The sequence below is a fragment of the Hymenobacter sp. B1770 genome, from assembly GCF_049896385.1.
GTDB lineage: Bacteria > Bacteroidota > Bacteroidia > Cytophagales > Hymenobacteraceae > Hymenobacter.
Map to the genome: position 1 here is coordinate 205,773 of NZ_JAFCUF010000006.1, position 21,192 is coordinate 226,964.

At 57.9% G+C, this 21,192-nt stretch carries 19 protein-coding genes; 14 read left to right on the plus strand and 5 right to left on the minus strand.

What is annotated here, in order from left to right:
- Positions 1–270: 270 nt before the first annotated feature.
- From mutL to ACP7AJ_RS13845, 4 genes are all read left to right on the plus strand, one after another.
- Positions 271–2,331: a DNA mismatch repair endonuclease MutL gene (mutL, locus tag ACP7AJ_RS13830; RefSeq protein WP_426060799.1), complete on the plus strand. Its 2,061-nt coding sequence runs from the start codon at positions 271–273 to the stop codon at positions 2,329–2,331.
- Between the two features lie 100 nt (positions 2,332–2,431).
- Positions 2,432–3,259 carry a rhomboid family intramembrane serine protease gene (locus ACP7AJ_RS13835; protein ID WP_426060800.1) on the plus strand — a complete coding sequence of 276 codons (828 nt, stop codon included), beginning with the start codon at positions 2,432–2,434 and terminating at the stop codon, positions 3,257–3,259.
- Between the two features lie 60 nt (positions 3,260–3,319).
- On the plus strand, positions 3,320–4,228 hold the full coding sequence (locus tag ACP7AJ_RS13840) for a rhomboid family intramembrane serine protease (RefSeq protein ID WP_426060801.1): 909 nt from the start codon (positions 3,320–3,322) through the stop codon (positions 4,226–4,228).
- 576 nt (positions 4,229–4,804) lie between these two features.
- Entirely contained in the window at positions 4,805–5,299 is a 495-nt protein-coding gene (locus ACP7AJ_RS13845; protein WP_426060802.1) for a hypothetical protein, read from the plus strand.
- Positions 5,300–5,601: 302 nt separating this feature from the next.
- On the opposite strand, the gene mdh is transcribed toward ACP7AJ_RS13845, so the two are convergent.
- The 3 genes from mdh to tilS form a co-directional block, all read right to left on the minus strand.
- On the minus strand, positions 5,602–6,540 hold the full coding sequence (gene mdh, locus ACP7AJ_RS13850) for a malate dehydrogenase (protein ID WP_426060803.1): 939 nt from the start codon (positions 6,538–6,540) through the stop codon (positions 5,602–5,604).
- Between the two features lie 126 nt (positions 6,541–6,666).
- On the minus strand, positions 6,667–7,131 hold the full coding sequence (locus ACP7AJ_RS13855) for a hypothetical protein (RefSeq protein ID WP_426060804.1): 465 nt from the start codon (positions 7,129–7,131) through the stop codon (positions 6,667–6,669).
- A 44-nt stretch (positions 7,132–7,175) separates the two neighbouring features.
- Positions 7,176–8,507, minus strand: coding sequence for a tRNA lysidine(34) synthetase TilS (gene tilS, locus ACP7AJ_RS13860; protein WP_426060805.1), 1,332 nt, complete (start codon positions 8,505–8,507; stop codon positions 7,176–7,178).
- Positions 8,508–8,763: 256 nt separating this feature from the next.
- Between tilS and ACP7AJ_RS13865 the strand changes: the two genes are divergently transcribed.
- The 8 genes from ACP7AJ_RS13865 to ACP7AJ_RS13900 all read left to right on the plus strand — a co-directional run bounded on the left by ACP7AJ_RS13865 (position 8,764) and on the right by ACP7AJ_RS13900 (position 17,167).
- Complete coding sequence (locus ACP7AJ_RS13865; RefSeq protein ID WP_426060806.1) at positions 8,764–10,563, plus strand: OstA-like protein; 1,800 nt, start codon at positions 8,764–8,766, stop codon at positions 10,561–10,563.
- 104 nt (positions 10,564–10,667) lie between these two features.
- Positions 10,668–11,498 (plus strand): outer membrane protein assembly factor BamD, encoded by an 831-nt coding sequence (locus tag ACP7AJ_RS13870; protein WP_426060807.1) that lies wholly within the window; start codon positions 10,668–10,670, stop codon positions 11,496–11,498.
- 20 nt (positions 11,499–11,518) lie between these two features.
- Positions 11,519–11,866 carry a DNA-directed RNA polymerase subunit omega gene (locus tag ACP7AJ_RS13875; protein WP_068197730.1) on the plus strand — a complete coding sequence of 116 codons (348 nt, stop codon included), beginning with the start codon at positions 11,519–11,521 and terminating at the stop codon, positions 11,864–11,866.
- Between the two features lie 186 nt (positions 11,867–12,052).
- Entirely contained in the window at positions 12,053–12,631 is a 579-nt protein-coding gene (locus ACP7AJ_RS13880) for a flavoprotein (RefSeq protein WP_426060808.1), read from the plus strand.
- Positions 12,632–12,769: 138 nt separating this feature from the next.
- Positions 12,770–13,420 (plus strand): phosphopantothenoylcysteine decarboxylase, encoded by a 651-nt coding sequence (locus ACP7AJ_RS13885; RefSeq protein WP_426060809.1) that lies wholly within the window; start codon positions 12,770–12,772, stop codon positions 13,418–13,420.
- A complete protein-coding gene (locus tag ACP7AJ_RS13890; RefSeq protein WP_426060810.1) occupies positions 13,417–14,337 on the plus strand; it encodes a DUF4835 family protein in 921 nt (306 codons plus the stop codon). The genes ACP7AJ_RS13885 and ACP7AJ_RS13890 overlap by 4 nt, the downstream gene beginning before the upstream one ends.
- 112 nt (positions 14,338–14,449) lie before the next feature.
- Positions 14,450–16,120: a DNA repair protein RecN gene (gene recN / locus ACP7AJ_RS13895; RefSeq protein ID WP_426060937.1), complete on the plus strand. Its 1,671-nt coding sequence runs from the start codon at positions 14,450–14,452 to the stop codon at positions 16,118–16,120.
- Positions 16,121–16,342: 222 nt separating this feature from the next.
- Entirely contained in the window at positions 16,343–17,167 is an 825-nt protein-coding gene (locus ACP7AJ_RS13900; RefSeq protein ID WP_426060811.1) for an enoyl-ACP reductase FabI, read from the plus strand.
- Positions 17,168–17,302: 135 nt separating this feature from the next.
- Here the strand turns inward: ACP7AJ_RS13900 and ACP7AJ_RS13905 are convergent, their stop codons facing one another.
- Complete coding sequence (locus tag ACP7AJ_RS13905; protein ID WP_426060812.1) at positions 17,303–18,016, minus strand: hypothetical protein; 714 nt, start codon at positions 18,014–18,016, stop codon at positions 17,303–17,305.
- A 150-nt stretch (positions 18,017–18,166) separates the two neighbouring features.
- On the opposite strand from ACP7AJ_RS13905, the gene ACP7AJ_RS13910 reads away from it, so the two are divergent.
- The gene (locus tag ACP7AJ_RS13910) at positions 18,167–19,120 is read left to right on the plus strand and encodes a pectinesterase family protein (RefSeq protein ID WP_426060813.1); all 954 of its coding nucleotides are present in this window, start codon (positions 18,167–18,169) and stop codon (positions 19,118–19,120) included.
- Between the two features lie 4 nt (positions 19,121–19,124).
- The gene (locus ACP7AJ_RS13915) at positions 19,125–20,096 is read left to right on the plus strand and encodes a pectinesterase family protein (protein ID WP_426060814.1); all 972 of its coding nucleotides are present in this window, start codon (positions 19,125–19,127) and stop codon (positions 20,094–20,096) included.
- 141 nt (positions 20,097–20,237) lie between these two features.
- Here the strand turns inward: ACP7AJ_RS13915 and ACP7AJ_RS13920 are convergent, their stop codons facing one another.
- A complete protein-coding gene (locus ACP7AJ_RS13920) occupies positions 20,238–21,173 on the minus strand; it encodes a D-2-hydroxyacid dehydrogenase (protein WP_426060815.1) in 936 nt (311 codons plus the stop codon).
- Between the last annotated feature and the right edge of the window lie 19 nt (positions 21,174–21,192).

Genomic DNA, 21,192 nt, shown 5'->3' on the forward strand with positions numbered 1-21,192 from the left:
CCGTACTTTTGTCGTGGGTAGCAGTGGAACCCGACGGTCGGGTTTGGAGGTTCCAAACCTAGCCAGCCGCGGCGTGAAATGATTGTGGCAGTTGCCATAAAATTTCATGCTACAATTCCGCTATTTAGCCGCAAAGGTACGCAGAAAACAGCGGCGTGGGTTGAAAACGCCGCCATTTTCTACTTATTGTCGGGCGCGTTTCCGCTTGTTTGCGTGCCCGTTAGCTCATCCAATTTTCGTTGGCGCAAGCCCCAGCGTGCGCTACTTCCTATGCCTGATATTATTCACCTGCTTCCCGAATACCTCGCCAACCAGATTGCGGCTGGCGAAGTAGTGCAGCGCCCCGCCTCCGTGGTGAAGGAGCTGCTGGAAAACGCCGTCGATGCCGGGGCTACCCAGGTTCAACTCATTGTGAAAGAGGCAGGTAAACAGCTCGTGCAGGTCGTCGACAACGGCGCTGGCATGTCGCCCACCGATGCCCGCATGAGCCTGGAGCGCCACGCTACCAGCAAAATCCGCTCGACCGAAGATTTATTTCGCATCCGCACCCTGGGGTTTCGGGGCGAAGCCCTGGCCAGCATCGCGGCCGTGGCCCAGGTAGAAATCCGCACCAAGCAGCGCGAGCACGACACCGGCACCCTGCTGCTGGTAGAAGGCTCGCAGGTGACCAGCCAGCAGCCCACCGCCTGCCCCGACGGCACCAGCATAGCCGTGAAAAATCTGTTTTTCAACGTGCCTGCCCGCCGCAATTTTCTCAAGAGCAACGCCGTGGAAATGCGGCACATTCTCGACGAGTTTCAGCATGTGGCTTTGGCCAACCCCGGCATTGCCTTCTCGCTCTACCAGAACGACCTAGAGGTGTTTGGCTTACCTGCTGGCAAGCTCAGCCAGCGCATTGTGGCCTTGCTTGGCAACGGCTACAAGGAGCAGCTGGCCGCCTGCGAAGAAGTCACGCACTCCATTTCGGTAAAGGGTTTCGTGGGCAAGCCCGAGTCGTCGAAGAAAAGCCGGGGCGACCAGTTTTTCTTTGTCAATAACCGCTTCATTCGTTCGGCCTACCTCAACCACGCCGTGCTGGCGGCTTATGAAGGCCTGCTGGCCCGCGACACGCACCCGTTCTACGTGCTGTTTCTGGAGCTCGACCCCAAGGCCATCGACATCAACGTGCACCCCACCAAAACGGAAATAAAGTTCGAGGACGAGAAAACCGTGTACGCCGTGGTGCGCGCCGCCGTGAAGCAAAGCCTCGGCCTGCACAACATTGCGCCCTCGCTCGACTTCGATGGCGATGTAAATTTTGCGCCCATCCGCCCGCTTCGCACCGGCAAAGGCACCGGCCAAGTACCCACCGAAGCCGATGACCACTTGCCCGCTGCCAGCTCGGCCGCTCGCGCCGCCAGTAGCGACGGATACCGGCCCGATGCCCTGGCGGCCTCGACTGCCGCAGCGGCCCGTACCCCACCCGGCCCCTCGGGCTTTTCTAACTTCAACGCCGACACCCGCCGCGACGGCTACGAGCGGCAGATTCCGCCGCGCCCCACCGAGCAGGCCCGCCGCGAGCTCGAAGCCTTTTACCGAGAGTTGGGCCAGCCTGTGAAGGACGAGCCCACCCTCGACAGCGCCACCATGCGCAGCTTCGAAACAGCTGCTTCTGCCGAGCCGGCCCCCGTGAGCACCAACGACCTGCCCCTAAGCCTGGGCCTGACCTTACCTGATGCTCAGCCAGCCCGCTCCGCACCCGCCCGAGAGCGGGAGGGCAGCGCGGGCAGCCGGGCGCTGCAGGTGCAGCAGCGCTACGTGCTGGTGCCGGTGAAGTCGGGCGTGCTGCTCATCGACCAGGAAGCCGCCCGCGAGCGGATTCTGTACGAGCAGTACCGCCAGGAGTTGAGCCGGGCCGTGGGCACTTCCCAAACGCTGCTTTTCCCGCGCACCGTCACCTTCAACCCCACTGATTTTGCCGTGCTGCGCGAGCTCACCGAGCCTTTGCACGCCCTGGGCTTTCTCTTCGTAGAGTTCGGCCCCAACACCATTGCGGTAGAAGCCATTCCGGCCGGCATGCCTGCCCAGGACGAGAAGGAACTGCTCGAAAGCCTGATTGAGCAGTATCGTACCACAGCCGGCCCCCTCAAGCTCGACCAGAACGAGAGCCTGGCCCGCGCCCTGGCCCGCCGCGTGGCCGCCGGCACGGCCGCCACGCGCCTGCCCGAAGCCGAACTCAGCGCCCTGGCCGACCGCCTTTTTGCCTGCCAGGTGCCCGGCTACACGCCCGACGGCCGCAAAACCCTCGTGTTGCTGGACGGGCAGCAGTTGGCCGATTTTTTCCGTAAGTAACCTTCTTTGGGGCCTCCTTCTTTTACAGGGAGACGCCCGCTGCCCGTCTTCCACTTGTCGCTAGCTCAGCTGACTCTTCGTTCACCGATTCTCCAACCATATGCGCGCTTTGTGGCCGCTGGTTGGGGCTTTTAACTTCTTCATGTTCAACCTGACCCCCACCGTTCGGACTCTGCTTTTTGCAAACATCTTCTTCTTTGCGGCGCAAACTTATTTCCTGCCTTTGCTCACCCAGATAGGCAGCTTGTACCCTATCGGCTCCCCGATGTTCTTTCCGTGGCAGTTTGCGACTTCCATGTTTTTGCACGGCAGCTGGATGCACCTTATCTTCAACATGTTCGGTCTGATTTCTTTTGGCCCGCTCCTGGAGCAGCGTTGGGGAGGGCAGCGCTTTCTGGTGTTTTGGCTCATCTGCGGCATTGGCGCCAGCATGTTTTACCAGGGCGTGCGCTACTACGAGGTGCACAAGATGGAAGTGGCGCGGCAGGAGTTTCGGCAGGACCCGTCTGGGGCCAACTTTGTCGAGTTTTTTCGGCAGAATTTCCCCGACCAACAAGGCTACGAGCAAGTGGGGGCCGCTATGACCCGCAACCCTGCCGACGCAGAGTACATCAACTCGGCCAATACCACCCTGGATGCCCTCGTCAATCGTAGCTACCAGGTGGGCATGCTGGGGGCGTCCGGGGCGCTCTTTGGCTTGCTCTTCGCCTTCGCTTACTTGTTTCCGAACACCGAATTGTTTCTGCTGTTTATCCCGTTTCCCATCAAGGCCAAGTATTTTGTGTTCTTCTACGCGGCCTACGAACTGTATGCCGGTGTGCACCGCACCCCCGGCGACAGCGTAGCCCACTTTGCTCACTTGGGCGGCCTACTGGTCGGGTTCATTTTGGTGAAATTCTGGGAAGGCGGCCGGGAGCGTTTCTATTAAGGTATTGGTAGGGTTTAGCCCCTTGTTGATAAAATTCGTCACTTTCGCTTAATTCGAGATATGAGCATCGTTCAAGATATCCGCTCTGCTTTCAGCCGTCGCGACAATGCCCTCATGCAGCTCATCCTGCTGAACGTGCTGGTGTTTGCGGTGCTTATTGTGCTGCGCACCATTCTTACTGTGAGCAGCGCCAGTGGCTATTTTCTGCCCGTGATGCGGCAGTTTGAGCTGTCGTCTGCGCTGCCCGTGCTGTTGCGCCACCCTTGGACGCTGCTGACCTACGCCTTCACTCACAAAGGCTTCTTTCATATCCTGTTCAATTTGCTGAACCTGTACTGGTTTGGCCAACTGCTGCGCGAGTACCTGGGCGACCGCCGCCTCGTGAGCCTCTACGTGCTGGGCACACTGGCAGGTGCAGCCATTTTCCTGCTCAGCTTCAACCTTATTCCGGCGTTTCAGCCCGGGGTGGGCACGCCCATGATTGGGGCCTCGGCAGCCGTTACGGCCATCATTGTGGCCGCGGCCACGCTGCTTCCCGACTACACCTTTTCGCTGATTCTTATTGGCCCGGTTAAGATAAAATGGATTGCGGCCGTGCTCGTGCTCATTTCTCTGGCGGGCGTGAACGGGGGAAACGCCGGTGGCGAAATTGCCCACCTGGGTGGCGCGCTGGTTGGCTTTCTATTCATTAAGCAGCTGCAAGCAGGACGCGACCTGGGCCGCCCCGTGCAGGCGGTAGGCAATTTCTTTACTAAACTGTTTGCTCGCAGGCCGGCCATGCGCGTGAGCAGCACGCGCCGCGCCGAGCCCGTTACGGCCGCTGCCTCCAGTGCCGGCAAGAAGCCCGCTGTGGCCGGCCAGCCCCTGCAGGATGAGATTGACAACATCCTCGACAAAATCTCGCGCTCCGGCTACGAAAGCCTGTCCAAAGAGGAGAAGCAGAAGCTGTTTCGGGCCAGCCAGCAGTAGAAAAGGAACGAGTTGCGCAAAAGCGGTATTGTAGAATTCGCATGAGGCTGGCTTAAACTAAGTCACAGATAGGGGCTCTAAGCACCCATCTTCAGCAATCCATGTCAGGCTCCATGCCCTCAAAGCGTTTAAATCTGATAGCATAACGACCATTGCGGGGAGCAATAATTATTCTTGAAATGCCTACGAGCCCGGTACCGCTGGGAAAGTCGACGATGTCGGATTTCTTACGCCGTGCTCGATTAAGTGAGGTGAAAAACAAATAGGGCAGACGGTGTACAGCCTAGCCGCAGCCATCCCTAGACTCGCCTGCCCAATCAATGAGCTAAGTGTGCTTACCGGTTGAGGCGAGCTAGCCGATTACTGATTTTGGTTTAGAATTATTCTGAACAGTAGAGCGGTTTTTAGCTCATCTGTGCGAATGAATTCTGGACTATATACAGAAACGTGTTGTAACTGAGGGTCGGGTTAAGCGTACTATTCAGCAAGCCGTGCCTCCACAGAAATTGTCAGGCACGGACAAGAATATTTCACCAACAGCCGCTGGACAACCCGGCGGCAAACCCACAGCAACTTATGAAAACAGGCCAGGCAGCCCTTTGGGGAATTGTAGCAGGCGCCGCGGGAGTGGCCGCCATGACGCTAGCAGAGAAGGTAGAGCAACAGTTTACGAAGCGCCCCGATTCTTATGTGCCGGCTCACACCCTAGAGCGCCTGCTCGGCCTGCCCCACAAACCCGATGACCAACGCCTGGGCCTAAACTGGACCATGCACTGGGGCCAGGGCATCCTTTTGGGGGCAGTACGCGGCCTTATGGCAGCAAAGGGAGTGCGGGGGCCGGTTGGCTCGTTTCTGTTTATGAACTTCCGCCTGCTCAACGACCAGACGTTAGAAAATGCCACTGGCGTCGGTGCCTTGCCCTGGACTTGGCCCCGCGATGAACAAACCATCGACCTGATTCACAAAGGTATTTATGCTTTCGTGGCTGGTGCGGTAGCCGACCGGCTGGTCAAAGGGCCGTACCGCCCACCCGTTCCTCGCAAAGGTTGGACCATGGGTCAACCTGCATAAAGTACAGCCTAACAACACAGCAACTCAACGCCACACCAAGAGGAGCTGTAGCAACGCTACCTCCTCACATGGGGCATTTGTCATACTGAGCGGAGCATCTTAATGCCGCGGAACGACTCGAAGCAGCGCGATAAGGTGCTTCCCTCTGCTTGGCATGGCAAACGACTTATTTCAACACGGCTCATTTTGCTGCTCCCGTAGCAAGGCAGCAACAAGTACTTTGCTCAAACAAAAATCCATGACATACAAAAGCCCCACCGGAATCTCCGGTGGGGCTTTTGTATAACACTTGACTTGAATGATTAAGCGGGCTGGCCCATCTTGTCCAGGGCGTCCATTACTTCTTTCACGTGGCCGCGCGAGGTTTCGAGCATCTGCTTCTCCTCGTCGTTGAGCTGCAATTCAATCACGCGCTCCACGCCGTTTTTGCCGAGGATAACCGGGGCACCGAGGTACACGCCGTTGATGCCGTACTCGCCTTGCAGCTCGAGGCACACGGGGAATACGCGGCGCTGGTCGCGCACGATGGCTTCTACCATTTGAGCGGCGGCCGCGCCGGGCGCGTACCAAGCCGAAGTACCCATGAGCTTCACCAGTTCGCCACCGCCCACGGCGGTGCGCTGCACAATGGCGTCAAGCTCGGCTTTGCCGATGAGCTCGGTAACGGGGATGCCACCCACGGTGGTGTAGCGGGGCAGGGGCACCATGGTGTCGCCGTGGCCACCCATAAGTACGGCCTGAATGTCTTTGGGGCTCACATTCAGGGCCTCGGCCAAGAAAGCGCGGTAGCGGGCCGTGTCCAAGATGCCGGCCATGCCAAACACCTTTTCGCGGGGCAGCTTGGCGGTGAGGTGGGCCTGGTAGGTCATCACGTCGAGCGGGTTGCTCACCACGATGATGATGGCGTTGGGGGAGTGGGCCACCACTTGCTCAGTCACCGACTTCACGATGCCGGCGTTCACCGAAATCAGGTCGTCGCGGCTCATGCCGGGCTTGCGGGGAAGGCCCGAGGTAATCACCACGACCTCCGAACCAGCAGTGCGGGCGTAGTCGTTGGTGACGCCGACCGTGCGCGAATCGTAACCGATAATTGGGGATTTCTGCCAGATATCAAGCGCCTTGCCTTCGGCAATGCCTTCCTTGATGTCGACCAGTACAATTTCGTTGGCAATTTCACGGGTGGCGAGCACATCGGCGCAGGTTGCGCCTACGTTGCCGGCTCCGACTACGGTAACTTTCATAGGAGAGGGTGTTTGTGTTGAGTTGGGGTTGCTGGGCAAAAGTACCTCCGGGCAAAGGAAGGCACAACTGAAATGGCGCAGCAGCCTCGGCGCGTTTCGCTGGCAGCGTCGCCGCTACGGCAGACTTCAGGGTTTTCGGATGACTATTGATAATTCTGTATTGGGGTCTCCGTTCAGTCTTTTGCCATTATAAAAAACCGAAGCGTATTCGAACTGCGGGTTTTTGCAGTCGTTTCTAAACAGCTTGAATTCCGCCTGAATGGTGTCTTGGTCGGTTCGCGACAGGTAAATTAAAAACCGGCGCGTAGTTGGCTGGCCAAGGGTAAGTGTTTCGCCCGCTTTGAACAGGCGAAAGGAAACAGGGTCGGATTTGTCTGTGGCTACAATGCTGCCTTGCTCATCGGTTATGCGCACTGAGTCTCGGAAGTAGGTGGTTGACCTAGAAGAAAATAAGGACTGGTTGCCAGTGGCAGCCAGATATTGCAGCGAAAAATGCGCATGGGTCGCATCAAGCGCGCCCTCGCATTTATCAATGTTACAGCTTGATAGGGCTGTGCTTATTAGCAGCAGAAGCGGAAAGAGCAGTTTCATTGGTGCTATATAAAGTCTGGTGAGTTTAGCCCCAAGGTAGCCTGCTAAAGCCGCTGCACGGTGAGCACCCGCTCCGTGGTGTCCTCTACTTTAAACCGGTCGTCGACGCGCCAGCCCACCACCCAGCAGATTTTGCCATCGGCCGAGGTCAGCACGCGCACATCATCTTTGAGGTTGAGCGGCACTTTCTGGTCGATGAGGAAGTCGCTGAGCAGCTTTTTGCCTTTCAATCCCAGGGGCATAAACCAGTCGCCTTCTTGCCACTTGCGCAGCGTGAGCGGAAATTTGAGCTTGTCGGCATCGAGCGCGGCGGTGCTTTTTGAGCGGGGAATGATGAAGTGCTTGGCGTCATCGTGCAGCTCGGCTTTCAGGCGCATGCCGTCGGCCAACAGGTCGGTTTGGCCGGCGGCTAGCTGGAAAGTGCCAAACTGCGTGAGGCGCCGCGGCGTGATAACCAGATGCTCCCGGTCTTTTACCAGGCGGTGCGTGGGCGAGTCAAACCGCCGGCCCGACTCGCCGGGGAAGGCCGCCACAATGTCCTTCACCATCAGCCAGGAGAAGCCGAAAGGGCGCAGCATTTCGTGCAGCACCAGGGCCGTGGCGGCGGTTTTTTGTAGGGTGGCTATATTGAGGTAGGTGACCTCGGCGTCGTCGCGGCGGGCTTGGGCGGTGGCGTCTTCCACGTAGCGGCGCACTATTTCCTCGGCCCCGCCCACGCGCTCGGCCGTGCCGTGCATGGTCTGGTCGAGGTTGGGGTTGATTTTGCGCAGCACGGGCAGCACCTCGTGGCGCAGCAGGTTGCGCTGGTACACGGGGCTGTCGTTGCTGTCGTCTTCGCGCCAGCGCAGGCCGCGCTCTACTAAGTACTCGTGTAGGTCGTCGCGGCCCACGCCCAGCAGCGGGCGCACCACGTTTCCGTTTTTCACCTGAATGCCGTGCAGCCCGGCAAGGCCGGTGCCATGGGTCAGGTTCAGAATCATGGTCTCGGCCTGGTCGCGCTGGTGATGGGCCGTGGCGATGTAAGCCAGTCCCTGCGTGGCGCGCACCTGCTCAAACCAGCGGTAGCGCAGGAAGCGGGCCGCCATTTGGGTTGAGATGCCTTCCTGCTCGGCAAATTCCTTGGTCTGGAAAAATTCGGCGAAGTAGGGGAGGCCGTATTGCTTGGCCAACTTGCGCACAAACTGCTCGTCGGCATCGGCGTCTTCGCCGCGCAGGCCGAAGTGGCAGTGCGCCACGGCCACTTGAACCCCGAGCCGGTGCAAAATGTCTAACAATACCACCGAGTCGAGCCCGCCGCTGACAGTGACCAAGACGGCGTCGTTTTCGATGGAAAAAAGGGTGTGCTCCTCAATGAAGCGGCGAACTGTATCGAGCATGGTAAAAAACTTGTTGGGCAAACCTGCTCTGGGAACCTCACCCTTGCCGGGCACGGCCCCTCTCCAGATGAGAGGAGAGCCTAATAATTTTCAACTGAAAATATTGAAAATATCTATCAAAACGACTACTGCGCCGTGGCTCCCCTCTCTTTTGGAGAGGAGCTAGGGGTGGGGTTCCTCGCGTGAGGTTGCCTTTGGGTACTATACCGCAAAGATGGCCGTTAGCGCGGGGCCCGTCCGTACCTTTGACCACCGAATGTCCTCAACACGCATCTTTTTTCTTCTGCTCATTCTGCTGCTGCCTTTGTTGGGGCAGGCGCAGCGCCCCACGCCAGCGCCCACTCGTCCGGCTCCGGGCCGACCCGGAGCAACTGCCGCGGCGCCGCCCAAAGGAGCCCCAATCAAGCTACTGACGGCTGGCACACTGGTTGGTGGCGATTTTAACGGCACCAAAATTCGCAAACTGCTCGGCAACGTCAGCTTTCAGCAGGAAGACACGTTTCTGTACTGTGATTCGGCTTACCAGTACCTCGACCGCAACCAAGTGGAAGCCTTCAGCAACGTGCGCGTGCTGCAGAGCGATACTATGACCATCACGGGCGACAAGGGCTTTTACGACGGCGACAAGCGCACGGCCCGCATGGAAGGCAACGTGGTGATGCGCGACACCCGCATGACCCTGACCACGCCCAGCCTGTTCTATGACCTCAACCGCAAAACGGCCTCTTACACCGAGACCGGCCACCTTACCGACCCGCAAAACACCCTCGACAGCCAGCAAGGCTTCTACGATACCAATTCCAAAGTCTTCGTGTTTACGAACAACGTGCATCTCGTCACGCCCGACTCGGAGCTGAACAACGACCTGCTGCGCTATAATACGGTCTCGAAAATTGCCTACTTCGACGGGCCTACGCGCATCAAAGGCAAGGATGGCAACCTGTACGCCGAGGGAGGGAATTACAACACCATTACCCGGGTGTCGAACTTTCAGAAGAATGCCAAAATCGACACGCCCAACTACCTGCTGGGCGGCGACCGGCTGGTGTACGACGAGGTAAAACAGTACGGCCTGGCCACCGGGCACGTGAGCCTGATTTCCAAAAAAGACAACCTGACCCTGCGCGGCGATGTAGGCCGCTACTGGCGTGGGTTGGGTCGCACCAAGCTCTACGGCGGCCGGCCGGTGGTGCGCAACGTCAGCGAGAAGGACACCTTGTATATGGCCGCCGACACGCTAATAAGCATGGAGGCTCGCCCCGGCCAAACTACCACCCGCACGGTGCTCTACGCCTACCCCAAGGTGCAGATATTCCGGGGCAACCTGCAGGGCATCTGCGATTCGCTGACCTATGACCGGCAGGACAGCATCATTTACCTCAACCGCGACCCCGTGCTGTGGCAGGCCAAGAATCAGCTCACGGCCGATTCGATGCAGATTCGCTCGAAGCGTGGCCGCATCGATGAGATGCGCCTCTACGCCAATGCCTTCGCTGTGAGCCAGGACACGCTGCTTAATTTCAATCAAACCAAGGGTCGTAACATGATGTCCTACTTCCGCGACCGCAAGTTGCGGCGCGTGGATGTGCTTGGCAACGCGGAAAGCATATTTTACGCCCTGGACAACGACACTGCCACCACCGGCATGAACCGGGTGCTGTCGGCCAACATGCGGATACTGTTCGTGGATAGTAAGCTGAACAAAATTTCGGCGCTCACCAACCCGGAAGCCAAATTCTTTCCGCCTCACGAGTTGAAGCCCGACGACGAGCGTCTGAAAGGATTTCAGTGGCGTGCCAAGGAACGGCCCACCCGCCGCCAAGTGTTGGGCAAGCAGTTCGACGACCGGCCCAAAAAGCGGCCTGCTCCTAAGAAGAAGGCCGTGCCAGCTGCTAAGCGCAACCCCAAAGCAAAAATACCACCCGCCAAAGTGCCCGCAAAAGCCACTCCGCGCAAGCCCACGGTACCTCCAAAGCTGGTGAGTTCGCCTGCTAAGCCCGCAGCCATTGCGCTGCCGCCCAGGCAGCCCGCTACCAAGCCCGCGACGCGGCCTTAGCTGCAACCTTTCGCCGCCTTCTGGCACTCTAGGTTCCGGCATCCCAACCCGAAGCGCTGCTCCGCTTGTCTTCGCCGGCTCAAATCGTTACCTTTGCACCCCTTATGCCGATTTCCCGCCTCACGGTTCTTTTTCTGCTCGTTAGTACGTTGGTACTGGGCTCCTGCGCCAGCAGCTACCAGCGTTTGCTGAAGAACCCCGACGTTAATAAAAAGTACGAAGCTGCTATTGCGTACTACGAAAAGGGCGACTACTTCCGAGCCGGCACCTTGCTCGAAGACCTGATTCCGCTACTGAAGGGACGGCCCGAAGCCGAAAAGGCCCAGTTCTACTTTGCCAATACGAACTACAAACAGCGTAACTATGTGCTGAGTGCGTTCTATTTCAAGCAATTCAACGATACTTACCCGACCTCGGCGTACGCCGAGGAATCTGCTTTTCTGAACGCGAAGTCACTTTTTTTGGACTCGCCTGGCTTTGAGCTCGACCAAACCAATACGGTGTCGGCCCTCGAATCCATCCAGGATTTTCTGAACCGCTACCCCGAGAGCAAGTTCAAGCCCGAGACGGAGAACATGTCGCAGGAGCTCCAAAAGAAGCTGGAAAACAAAGCCTTCGAAAGCGCTAGGCTGTACTATCAGCTTCGCTACAACCAGGCGGCCGTGGTGGCCCTTACCAATTTTCAGCAAGATTATCCCGCGTCGGGATTTGCCGAGCAGGCCGCGTTTCTCCGCCTAACGGCCCAGTTCGCATGGGCGCAGGAAAGCATCGAGTCCAAGCAGCGCGAGCGGTTTTCAGAAGCGGTAAGCTTTTATCAGCAATTTCTGGACGCTTACCCCCGCAGCAAAAACCTGAAGGCGGCCCAGGAAATGTACGACGTCAGCCAGGCCCAGATTGTCAAGTTGAAAGCCATGCCAGCGTCGGCCTCTAACTAATTTGTAATTAATATCAGCCCATGAAACCTAATCCTAACACCCCGTCGAGCTCCATCATCACGCGCAACGTGGCCGACATTACCGGCGACAACGGCAACGTGTACGAGGCCATCGCCGTGATTTCCAAGCGTGCCAACCAACTGTCGGTGAAGCTGAAGGAAGAGCTGAACGACCGTTTGGCCGAGTTCGCTTCCACTGTCGACAACCTGGAAGAAGTGTTCGAGAACCGCGAGCAAATCGAGGTTTCCAAGCAGTATGAGCGCATGCCCAAGCCCACCAGCCTTGCCATTGAGGAGTTTCTGCAGGGCAAAATCCAGTACACCACCCCCGAGCCGGAGGAGATTCCGGTTCCCCGCGAGCTGTTCTAGGCTACCGCTTGCCTGGAACAACAGTCGGTTAAGAACGGCTTGTTGAAAGTGAACGTCATGCTGAGCTTGTTGAAGCATCTCGCCCGCAGTAGTAATCAAGGCTGATTGCAACGAAGCGGGCGAGATGCTTCAACAAGCTCAGCATGACGTTCTTATTTTAAATAGTTGTCTGCCAACGAGGCATATATGTCCGAATCAGTACCGAGCAACCCACTGCCTTCTACGCTACAAGGCCGTCGCATTCTGCTGGGCGTCAGTGCCAGCATTGCTGCCTACAAAGCAGCCCTGCTCACCCGCCTGCTTGTCAAAGCCGGCGCCGAAGTACAGGTCATTCTGACCGAAGCCGCCGCGGCTTTCGTCACGCCTCTCACCCTGGGCACCCTCTCCAAAAAGCCTGTGCTGACGGGCTTTTTGCGTGATGCAGCGGCAGGGGAGTGGCACAACCACGTGGAGCTGGGCCTCTGGGCTGATGCCCTGGTAATTGCTCCAGCCAGCGCCAACACCATCGGCCAATTGGCCAATGGCTTGTGTCCCAATCTGCTTTGCGCCGTGTATTTATCGGCCCGCTGCCCGGTTTTTCTGGCCCCAGCCATGGACGTAGATATGTTTGCCCACCCGGCCGTAACGCAAAACCTAGCACGTCTGCGCTCCTTCAGCAATCACATATTCGACTCGCCCAGCGGCGAGTTGGCAAGCGGCCTGAGTGGCCCCGGCCGCATGCTGGAACCGGAAGAGATTGTGGCAGAGTTGGAGCAGTTTTTTTAAAGGAGTTGAAGCTAAATGAACGCCCTGCTAGGCGGTGCATCCAGCTTGTGTGGGCTAAATCCCCATCGTCTGTCATGATGAGCAAGCCAGAGGCGCTGCCCCATCTGACGTTTTTCCGTTTCTCTCTCATCTCATAGAATGCACGTTCTTCTTACTGCGGGCCCCACTTACGAACCCCTCGACCCCGTCCGTTTTCTCGGTAACCGCTCGACGGGCAAGATGGGCTATGCCATAGCAGAGGCCTTCGCTGCCCAGGGCGAGGAGGTGACGCTAATTAGCGGCCCCAGCTATTTGCCAGACCCAGCCAGCCCGCGCATCCGCACCGTGCGGGTGGAAACGGCCGCGGAGATGTTTGCTGCCGCATCGGCAGTGGCTGCGGATGCCGATGTATGGGTGTTTGCCGCTGCGGTGGCCGACTACCGGCCGGTACAGGTGGCCGTGGACAAGATTAAAAAGTCTGGCGAAATCCTTACCCTGGAGCTGGTAAAAAACGTGGACATCGCGGCTACCCTTGGCCAGCGCAAGCGGCCTGAACAATTTGCCGTAGGTTTTGCGTTGGAGACTACAAACGAGCTGGCCCACGCCCAAGACAAGCTACGCCGCAAGAACTTCGACCTCATCGTGCTGAATTCTCTGCGCGATGCGGGCGCAGGATTCGGCCATGATACTAATAAGGTTACCGTGCTGGATGCCGCCGGCCAAATCGTTAATTTTGAGTTGCAGTCCAAAGCCGAGGTGGCCCGCGGACTGGTGAGCCTGATTCTGGCCAAATTGAACCCTGTCCCATGATGCGAAAACTCCTCGCGTTTCTGCCGATGTTGCTGCTGCTGGCAGCTGGGCCCGCGGCCCATGCCCAAGAGCTGCAGGCTGAAGTGCAGGTGACGACCCAAAACGTCACCATCACAGACCCGACGATAGTGACGCAGATGCAGAATGACATCCGCAACTTTCTCAACACCCGGTCCTGGACTACGCAGGCGCACCGGCCCGAGGAGCGGATTCGGCTGCGCATCTTTATCGGCATCACGGGCATCCCCCAGAACGGTACTTACAATTCGACGATGCGCCTGATTTCGACGCGCCCGGTGTATGGTACTGGCTACGAAACCAACGTCATCAGCGTGGTTGACCGAAGCTTTAACTTCAACTACTCGCCGCAAAATCCATTGGACTTTTCGCCCAATAGCTTCGTGTCCAATCTCTCGTCGCTGCTGGGTTATTACGCTTACATGGTCATTGGCATCGACCGCGACACCTTTTCCCGCCTCGGCGGCACACAGTATTATGAGCTGGCCCGCAATGTGGTCAACTACTCGGCGAACCAGACCAGCACCAGCGAGCAGGACGAAGGCTGGCGCGGCACGGGCTCGCGGGAGCGGCATTTTTTGCTTGATAACATCACCGACCCACAGTTTGAGTCTTTCCGCACTGGCCTGTACGGATACTACCGCCAGGGTTTAGACCTGTTTATTGAAAAGCCCGACGAAGCCCGCGCATCCGTTATGACGTCGCTGAGTGGGATTCAGCGCGCCGCCGTAACGCGCCCCGGCACTTTGTTTGCGCGCGCTTTCTTCGACGCTAAGGCCGATGAAATTGCCAACATATTCCGCACCAGTCAGGACCAGCAACTCAAGCAGCAGCTCGTGACCATGCTCACGGAAGTAGACCCGACGAATTCAGCCAAATACCAAACGGTATTAAAATAGATTAATTATAAAGGTCATGCTGAGCTTGTCGAAGCATCCCTACTGCGCAGGTAATTAATTACTCTCGTGGTAGAGATGCTTCAACAAACTCAGCATGAAGACCATGCTTCTTATGTTAGTCGATTTACGAATTAAAAATTACGCTCTTATTGAGCAATTGGAGTTGCGCCCGTCGCCGCTATTAAATATAATTACTGGGGAAACCGGCGCCGGCAAGTCCATTATGCTGGGCGCCATTGGCCTGCTGCTCGGTAATCGCGCCGATTCGCGGATGCTGTTTGACACCGAGCGCAAATGCGTAATTGAAGGCCAGTTTGATATCGCCAATTACCAGCTGCAGGACATCTTCGATGCCGAGGATTTGGACTACGACGTGCAATGCATTCTGCGGCGCGAAATCAGTCCTAATGGCAAGTCGCGCGCGTTTGTGAACGACACGCCGGTGACATTGGAGGCGCTGCGTAAAATCGGCGCCAATTTGATGGACATTCACTCGCAGCACGACACCCTGCTGCTGGGCGATGCCGTGTTTCAGCTTAATCTGCTGGACTTATACGCCGGCCTGGTACCGCAGCGAACTCATTATAGCAACGCTTTCCGCCAGTACCGGAAACTCGAAGCCGACCTGCAAACCCTGGAAAGCCAAGCGGCCCAGGCCAGCAAAGAGCTCGACTACAACAGCTTTTTGCTGAATGAGCTGGAAGAAGCCCGCCTCGACACCGAAGACCAGGACGCGCTGGAGCAGGAAGTGAAGCAGCTCGAGCACGCCGAGGAAATTAAGTACAAGCTGAGCCAAGCCCTGCACGGCCTGCGCGACAGCGAGACCTGCGCCACCGGCAACATGAAAGAGGCTGTGACGCTGCTGGGCCAAGTGGCCAACTACGCCGACAACTTCCAGGAGCTGCGCCAGCGCCTCGACAGCTGCCTGATTGAGCTGCACGACATCGCCGACGAAGTAGAAATTGCCGAGCGCCGCACCGAGGGCGACCCCGCCCGCGCCGAAGAGCTGCAGGACCGCCTCAACGTGCTCTACACGCTGCAGCGCAAGCACCAGGCCCGCGACCTGCCCACTCTGCTGGCCGTGCGCGACAGCCTGCGCCAGAAAGTAAGCTCGGTGCTGAGCCTCGACAAGGAAATAGCCCGTCTGCGCAAAGATTCGGATGCGGCCCTGGCTGCCGTAACCAAGCAGGCTGCCAAGCTCTCGGAGAGCCGCCGCAAGTCGTTCCCCACTTTCGAAAAGCAGCTGGGGCTGCTGCTGGCCGACCTGGGCATGCCGCATGCCCGCATTGTGGTGCAGCACAGCGTTGGGGCACCTGCTACTAGTGGTACCGACGTGGTGAGCATACTCTTCACGGCCAACAAAGGCGCTCAGCCCCAGACGCTGAGCAAAGCCGCTTCGGGTGGTGAATTCTCGCGCCTGATGTTGTGCATCAAATACATGCTGGCCGATAAGACGGCGCTGCCTACGATAGTATTCGACGAAATCGACACCGGTATTTCCGGTGAGATTGCCGTGAAAGTGGGCCGTATGATGCAGCAAATGGCCCAGAAGCACCAGCTGGTAGCCATTTCGCACCTGCCGCAAATGGCCGCGGCCGGCGACGTGCACTACTTCGTGTACAAGGAAGACCGCGCCGACCGCACGGTGAGCCGCATCCGGGAGCTAAACCAGGACGACCGCATCAAGGAAATCGCGCACATGATTGCAGGCGCCAAGCCCAGCGAGAATGCCTTCCAGAGTGCGCGGGAGCTGCTGGCGCTGCGGGGCGAAGTGGCGGCGTAGTTTGTCATTGCGAGGAGGCACGACGAAGCAATCCGTCCTGGTCTGAGCGACCAACTCAAAAGAAGTGACCAGCCAATTCCATTAAGCCCGCTAACTTGCCGGCGCAAATTCAACGGTTGGGTTTGTCACATCCCAAGGCTAGTCGCTGAGACCAGGACGGATTGCTTCGTCGTGCCTCCTCGCAATGACAGGCCACCACCACACATTCCACACCAAACCACCATGCCCAGTAACCTCCTCGCCGGCAAAGTCGGCATCATCTCCGGCGCTCTCAACGACCAATCCATTGCCTGGAAAGTGGCCCAACGGGCCCACGCCGAAGGCGCCCGCTTTGTGCTCACCAACGCGCCGCTGGCCATGCGCATGGGCGAAATCAACAAGCTGAGCGAGGAGTGCAACGCGCCCATCATCCCAGCCGATGCCACGTCGACGGAAGAGCTGGAAGCGCTGTTTTCGGGAGCGCAGGAGCAGCTGGGCGGCAAGATTGACTTCGTGCTGCATAGCATTGGCATGAGCGCCAACATCCGCAAAAAGAAGCACTACGGCGAGCTGGACTACAAATTCTTCCAGCAAACCATCGACGTGTCGGCCATGTCGTTTCACAAGATGATGGCTGTGGCCGAGAAGCAGGACGCCATGAACGAGTGGGGCAGCATCGTGGCCCTGAGTTACATAGCCGCCCAGCGCGCTTTCCTCGATTACACCGACATGACCCAGGCCAAGGCCATGCTCGAAAGCATTGCTCGCAGCTACGGCCAGCGCTTCGGCAAGCTGAAGAAGGTGCGCGTGAACACCGTGTCGCAGTCGCCCACCAAAACCACGGCCGGCACCGGCATCACCGGCTTTGATGCCTTCTACAACTTCGCTGACATGATGTCGCCGCTGGGCAACGCTCCCGCCGAGGCCTGCGCCGACTATTGCATCTCGCTGTTCTCGGACCTGACCCGCTACGTTACCATGCAGAACCTGATGCACGACGGCGGCTTCAGCACCACCGGTATCTCGGCTGAGGTAGTGGAGTTGCTGACGAAGGCCTCGGGCGAGTAATTGATAGCTAGTTCTTTCGTAAGAAGGCGTAGGGAAAGAGGATTAACAGTCGCCAGTATGACGCGCAGGAGGGAGTTGGCAAACTTCCCCTACCCCCTCTCAAAAAAGCCCGGCCAATTGGCCGGGCTTTTTGCGCTAGTAAGTCACAGTATACGTTCTGGTGGCGCCGGCCGGGATGAAAATTGTGTCCGTGGCGCTAGGGCGACCGTTATTGGTGTTTTTAAAATGACGAACCAAAATGGGTTGGTCACCGGGCATTTCGAGAGGGTTTTGCGATGGCAAACCAAACCAATCAATGACGCTTCCGCCTCCCCTGATGGATTGACTGAAAGTAGTATTTCTGCCATAGCAACTATTAAAGTCCGATATGTATGCCCCAAGGCCAGGTATTTGGGTAGAATTGGTAACAACCAATTTAGCAAATGCTTTACGCGGAATTAAATAGTCGGGGGCGGTGAGCAGGGTATCGCGCTTGAAATTAAAAAAAGCAAAATTTTGCTCTCCAATGAGGTAATAGTTTGATTTGCTGGGTTGAAAAACCACCTCTAGTAGGCCATCAGTTAGCTCGTCATCGGTGAGGAAACCACTAACCCGGTAGTGCCCGTTGGCATCGGTTCTACCAACTGCCTTCCGGTGCACCACACCCTTGAGCCCAACGAACCGTACCCATTGTAGGGTAACAAGGGCATCAGGCAATGCAACGGAGCCTGAAGTGAGCAGCCGACCCGTGACGACGGTGCATGAACCCAGGCATTCGGACAATTCCTCTTGTCTCACGCAAGTGGCCAATCCTACGCTGAGCGCAGTCAAAAGGACAAAGCGGCGCAGTTTCAGGGTAGTGGCTTTCATAGTTAAGGCAGAGAGTGTGGAATGAGCATTGCTAAATTACTATATAATTCACCATTGGCTGCCGAGAACGTTACCGGCATCGATTGCGCAGAAAAAACGCGGTTTCAGGCCTGCTAACCGGTAGGTTTACGGAATACTAACCGCTAACCTATGAAGCAGCTTGTGTTGATTGTGGCCCTGTGCTGGTTGGCGCTCGGCCGCGCTGGAGCTTATGATTTTGTGGTGGCGCAGGACGGCAGCGGCAAGTTCCGCACGGTGCAGGAGGCTATCAATGCCGTGCCCGATTTCCGGAAGAAAGTCACCACCATCTTTATCAAGAAAGGCACTTACAAGGAGAAGCTTATTCTGGCAGGCTCCAAGCAGTTTGTGAAGCTCATTGGTGAGGACCGGGACAAGACTATTCTGACCTACGACGACTACAACCAGAAGAAGAACATTTTTGGGGAAGATAAAGGCACGTCGGGCTCCTCGAGCTGTTACTTGTATGGCAACGATTTTTCGGCCGAGAACCTGACGTTTGCCAACTCGTCGGGGCCGGTGGGGCAGGCCGTGGCCGTGTGGGTGGCCGGCGACCGGTCGGCGTTTGTGAACTGCCGCTTTCTGGGATTTCAGGACACGCTCTACACCTATGGGCCCGGCAGCCGGCAATTCTACAAGAACTGCTACATCGAAGGCACCACCGATTTCATCTTCGGCTCGGGCACAGCGTGGTTTGAGGATTGCGAGATTTTCTGCAAAAAGGGAGGCCTTTACATCACGGCTGCCTCGACGCCCGACACTACGCGGTTTGGGTATGTGTTTCGCAACTGCCGCATCACGGGCGACGCCCCAGCCGGCAGTTTTGCACTGGGCCGGCCCTGGCGGCCCTACGCCAAAACTGTGTACCTGAACTGCCACCTCGGCCCCGTGATTGGCCCCGCGGGCTGGGACCACTGGGGCAAGGAAACCAACAAACAGACGGCCTACTACGCCGAGTACAAGAGCCGTGGCCCCGGCGCGGCGCTCAAGCAGCGCGTGCCGTGGTCGCATCAGTTAACGGATGCCGAAGCGGAGCAATACACCCTCCAAAACGTGCTGCACGGTTGGAATCCACAAACAAACTAAGCCCATGAGTCGATTCTTCCTTGCGGGCTTTATCGCCCTCATGACCAACTGCGTTTCCTGGGCCCAGGTAGGGCCGCCCGCCGGCGCTATTATCGTGGCTCAGGATGGCTCCGGTGCTTACCGCACTGTGCAGGAAGCCGTGAATGCCGTGCCCAACCAGCCGCAGAAGCCAGTCACCATCTTCATCAAAAAGGGTACGTACCGCGAAAAGCTGGTGGTGCCTACGCTTAAAGTCCGCCTGCGGCTAGTGGGCGAGGACAGGGACCAAACCACCATCACCTTCAACGACCATACCGGCGACGCGGCCGGGCACAATACCTATAACTCGCATTCGGTGCTGGTGCAGGCCAACGACTTTGCGGCCGAGAACCTCACCTTCGAGAACAATGCCGGCTACACCGCCGGTCAGGCCGTCGCGCTGCACGTAGAAGGCGACCGGGCGACTTTCAAAAACTGTCGCATGGTGGGCAACCAGGACGTGCTTTTTCTGGCCACTGACGGCAGCCGCCAGTATTTCAAGGATTGCTACATCGAGGGCACAACCGACTTCATCTTTGGTGCCAGCACGGCCGTGTTTGACCGTTGCACTATTAAAAGCAAGAAGAACTCCTTTATCACGGCGGCTTCGACCACGGCGCAGCAGCCTTTTGGCTTCGTGTTCCTCAATTGCAAGCTGACGGCCGATACCACGCTCGCCAAAAAGGTTTACCTGGGCCGGCCCTGGCGCCCCAACGCGCGGGTGGTGTACCTCAACACTGAAATGGGCGCCCATATCGTGCCCGCCGGCTGGGAAAACTGGAAGAACCCCGAGAATGAGAAGACAGCTTATTTTGCGGAGTACAAGTCATCGGGCCCCGGCGCTAACCCGAAGGGGCGAGTAGCCTGGTCGCACCAGCTCACGGCTAAGGAGGCCAAGCGTTACAAGCTCAAAACCATTTTTGCAGGAAAAGGGCGATGGGAGCCAGATATGAAATAGCGGCTGGGGGTTAATTCAGCCCGTCTGCCTTGCCATCTGTCATGCTGAGGAACGAAGCATCTTGTCCCAGCTGAACTAACCGTTGGGGCGCGATAAGATGCTTCGTGCTTCAGCAAGACAGAGTAGTGTTTGGCACTCGGGTTAGTACCCGCGGCTCAACTCCACCAGATTCTCTAGCGGCTCACTATTTCGGAATAAGGTCAGGTTGCGGAGCAGCACGTCGACTTTGCCTTCGTCCTCGAAGGGCTGGCCACCGCCGGTGTGTTGGGTGAGCAATACGTTCGGTAGGGTCCAGAGGAGATGGTCGGGTGGGAGGGGCTCGGTGGCCGTTACGTCGAGCACGGCACCGCCCAGGTGGCCGGATTGCAGGGCTGCAACGAGGGCGGGCTCGTCGGTGGTGTTGCCGCGGCCTACGCTGGCGTAGATGCTGCCGGAGCGCATGGCGGCTACCAAATCAGCAGAGAAGAAGCCCTCGGCACTGCCGGGAAGGCAGTTTACCACGATGTCGGTTTCGGGCAGCACAGCTTTTAACTCTTCTTGGGAACGCAACTGCGCTTGCGGGTGGGTGCGGGCCAGCAGCTGCGTGTGGCACTCGAAGCCCGTGAGCTGTTGGCGCACTGCTTGGCCAATGGCTCCGGCCCCTAGGATGACCACGCGCCGCCCCCGCAGCAGCTGGGCGCGGTTGCGAACGTAGGCGCCGCCAACCCACTTGTTCTGGGTTTGCAGCACGGCTAGCTCGGGAATGTGACGGTAGAGCGCCAGCAGGCCCGCCACCATGGTTTCGGCGCAGGGCCAGGCAAAAAAGTCGCCGAGGTTGGCCACCGGGATGCTCAGTTGTAGGTGGCGGTAGCGTTCAAACCCGGAAGAGTCGATTTGCCAGAAGCGGAGCCTGGGAAGCGGGCGACTCAACCAAGCCGGCGGCGGGTTGCCGAGCAGCACTTCCGCGGTTTGCAGAGCGGCTTGCTCCTCCTCCTTGGGCAGGTCCTCGCGGAAAGTAACTTGTACGTCAGCAGAAATCTGGTGCAGCAGGTGCGCGCGGGCAGGGGCGCTCAGGGGAGAGTAAACGAAGAGATGCATGAGGAAACAGCTAAAGCAG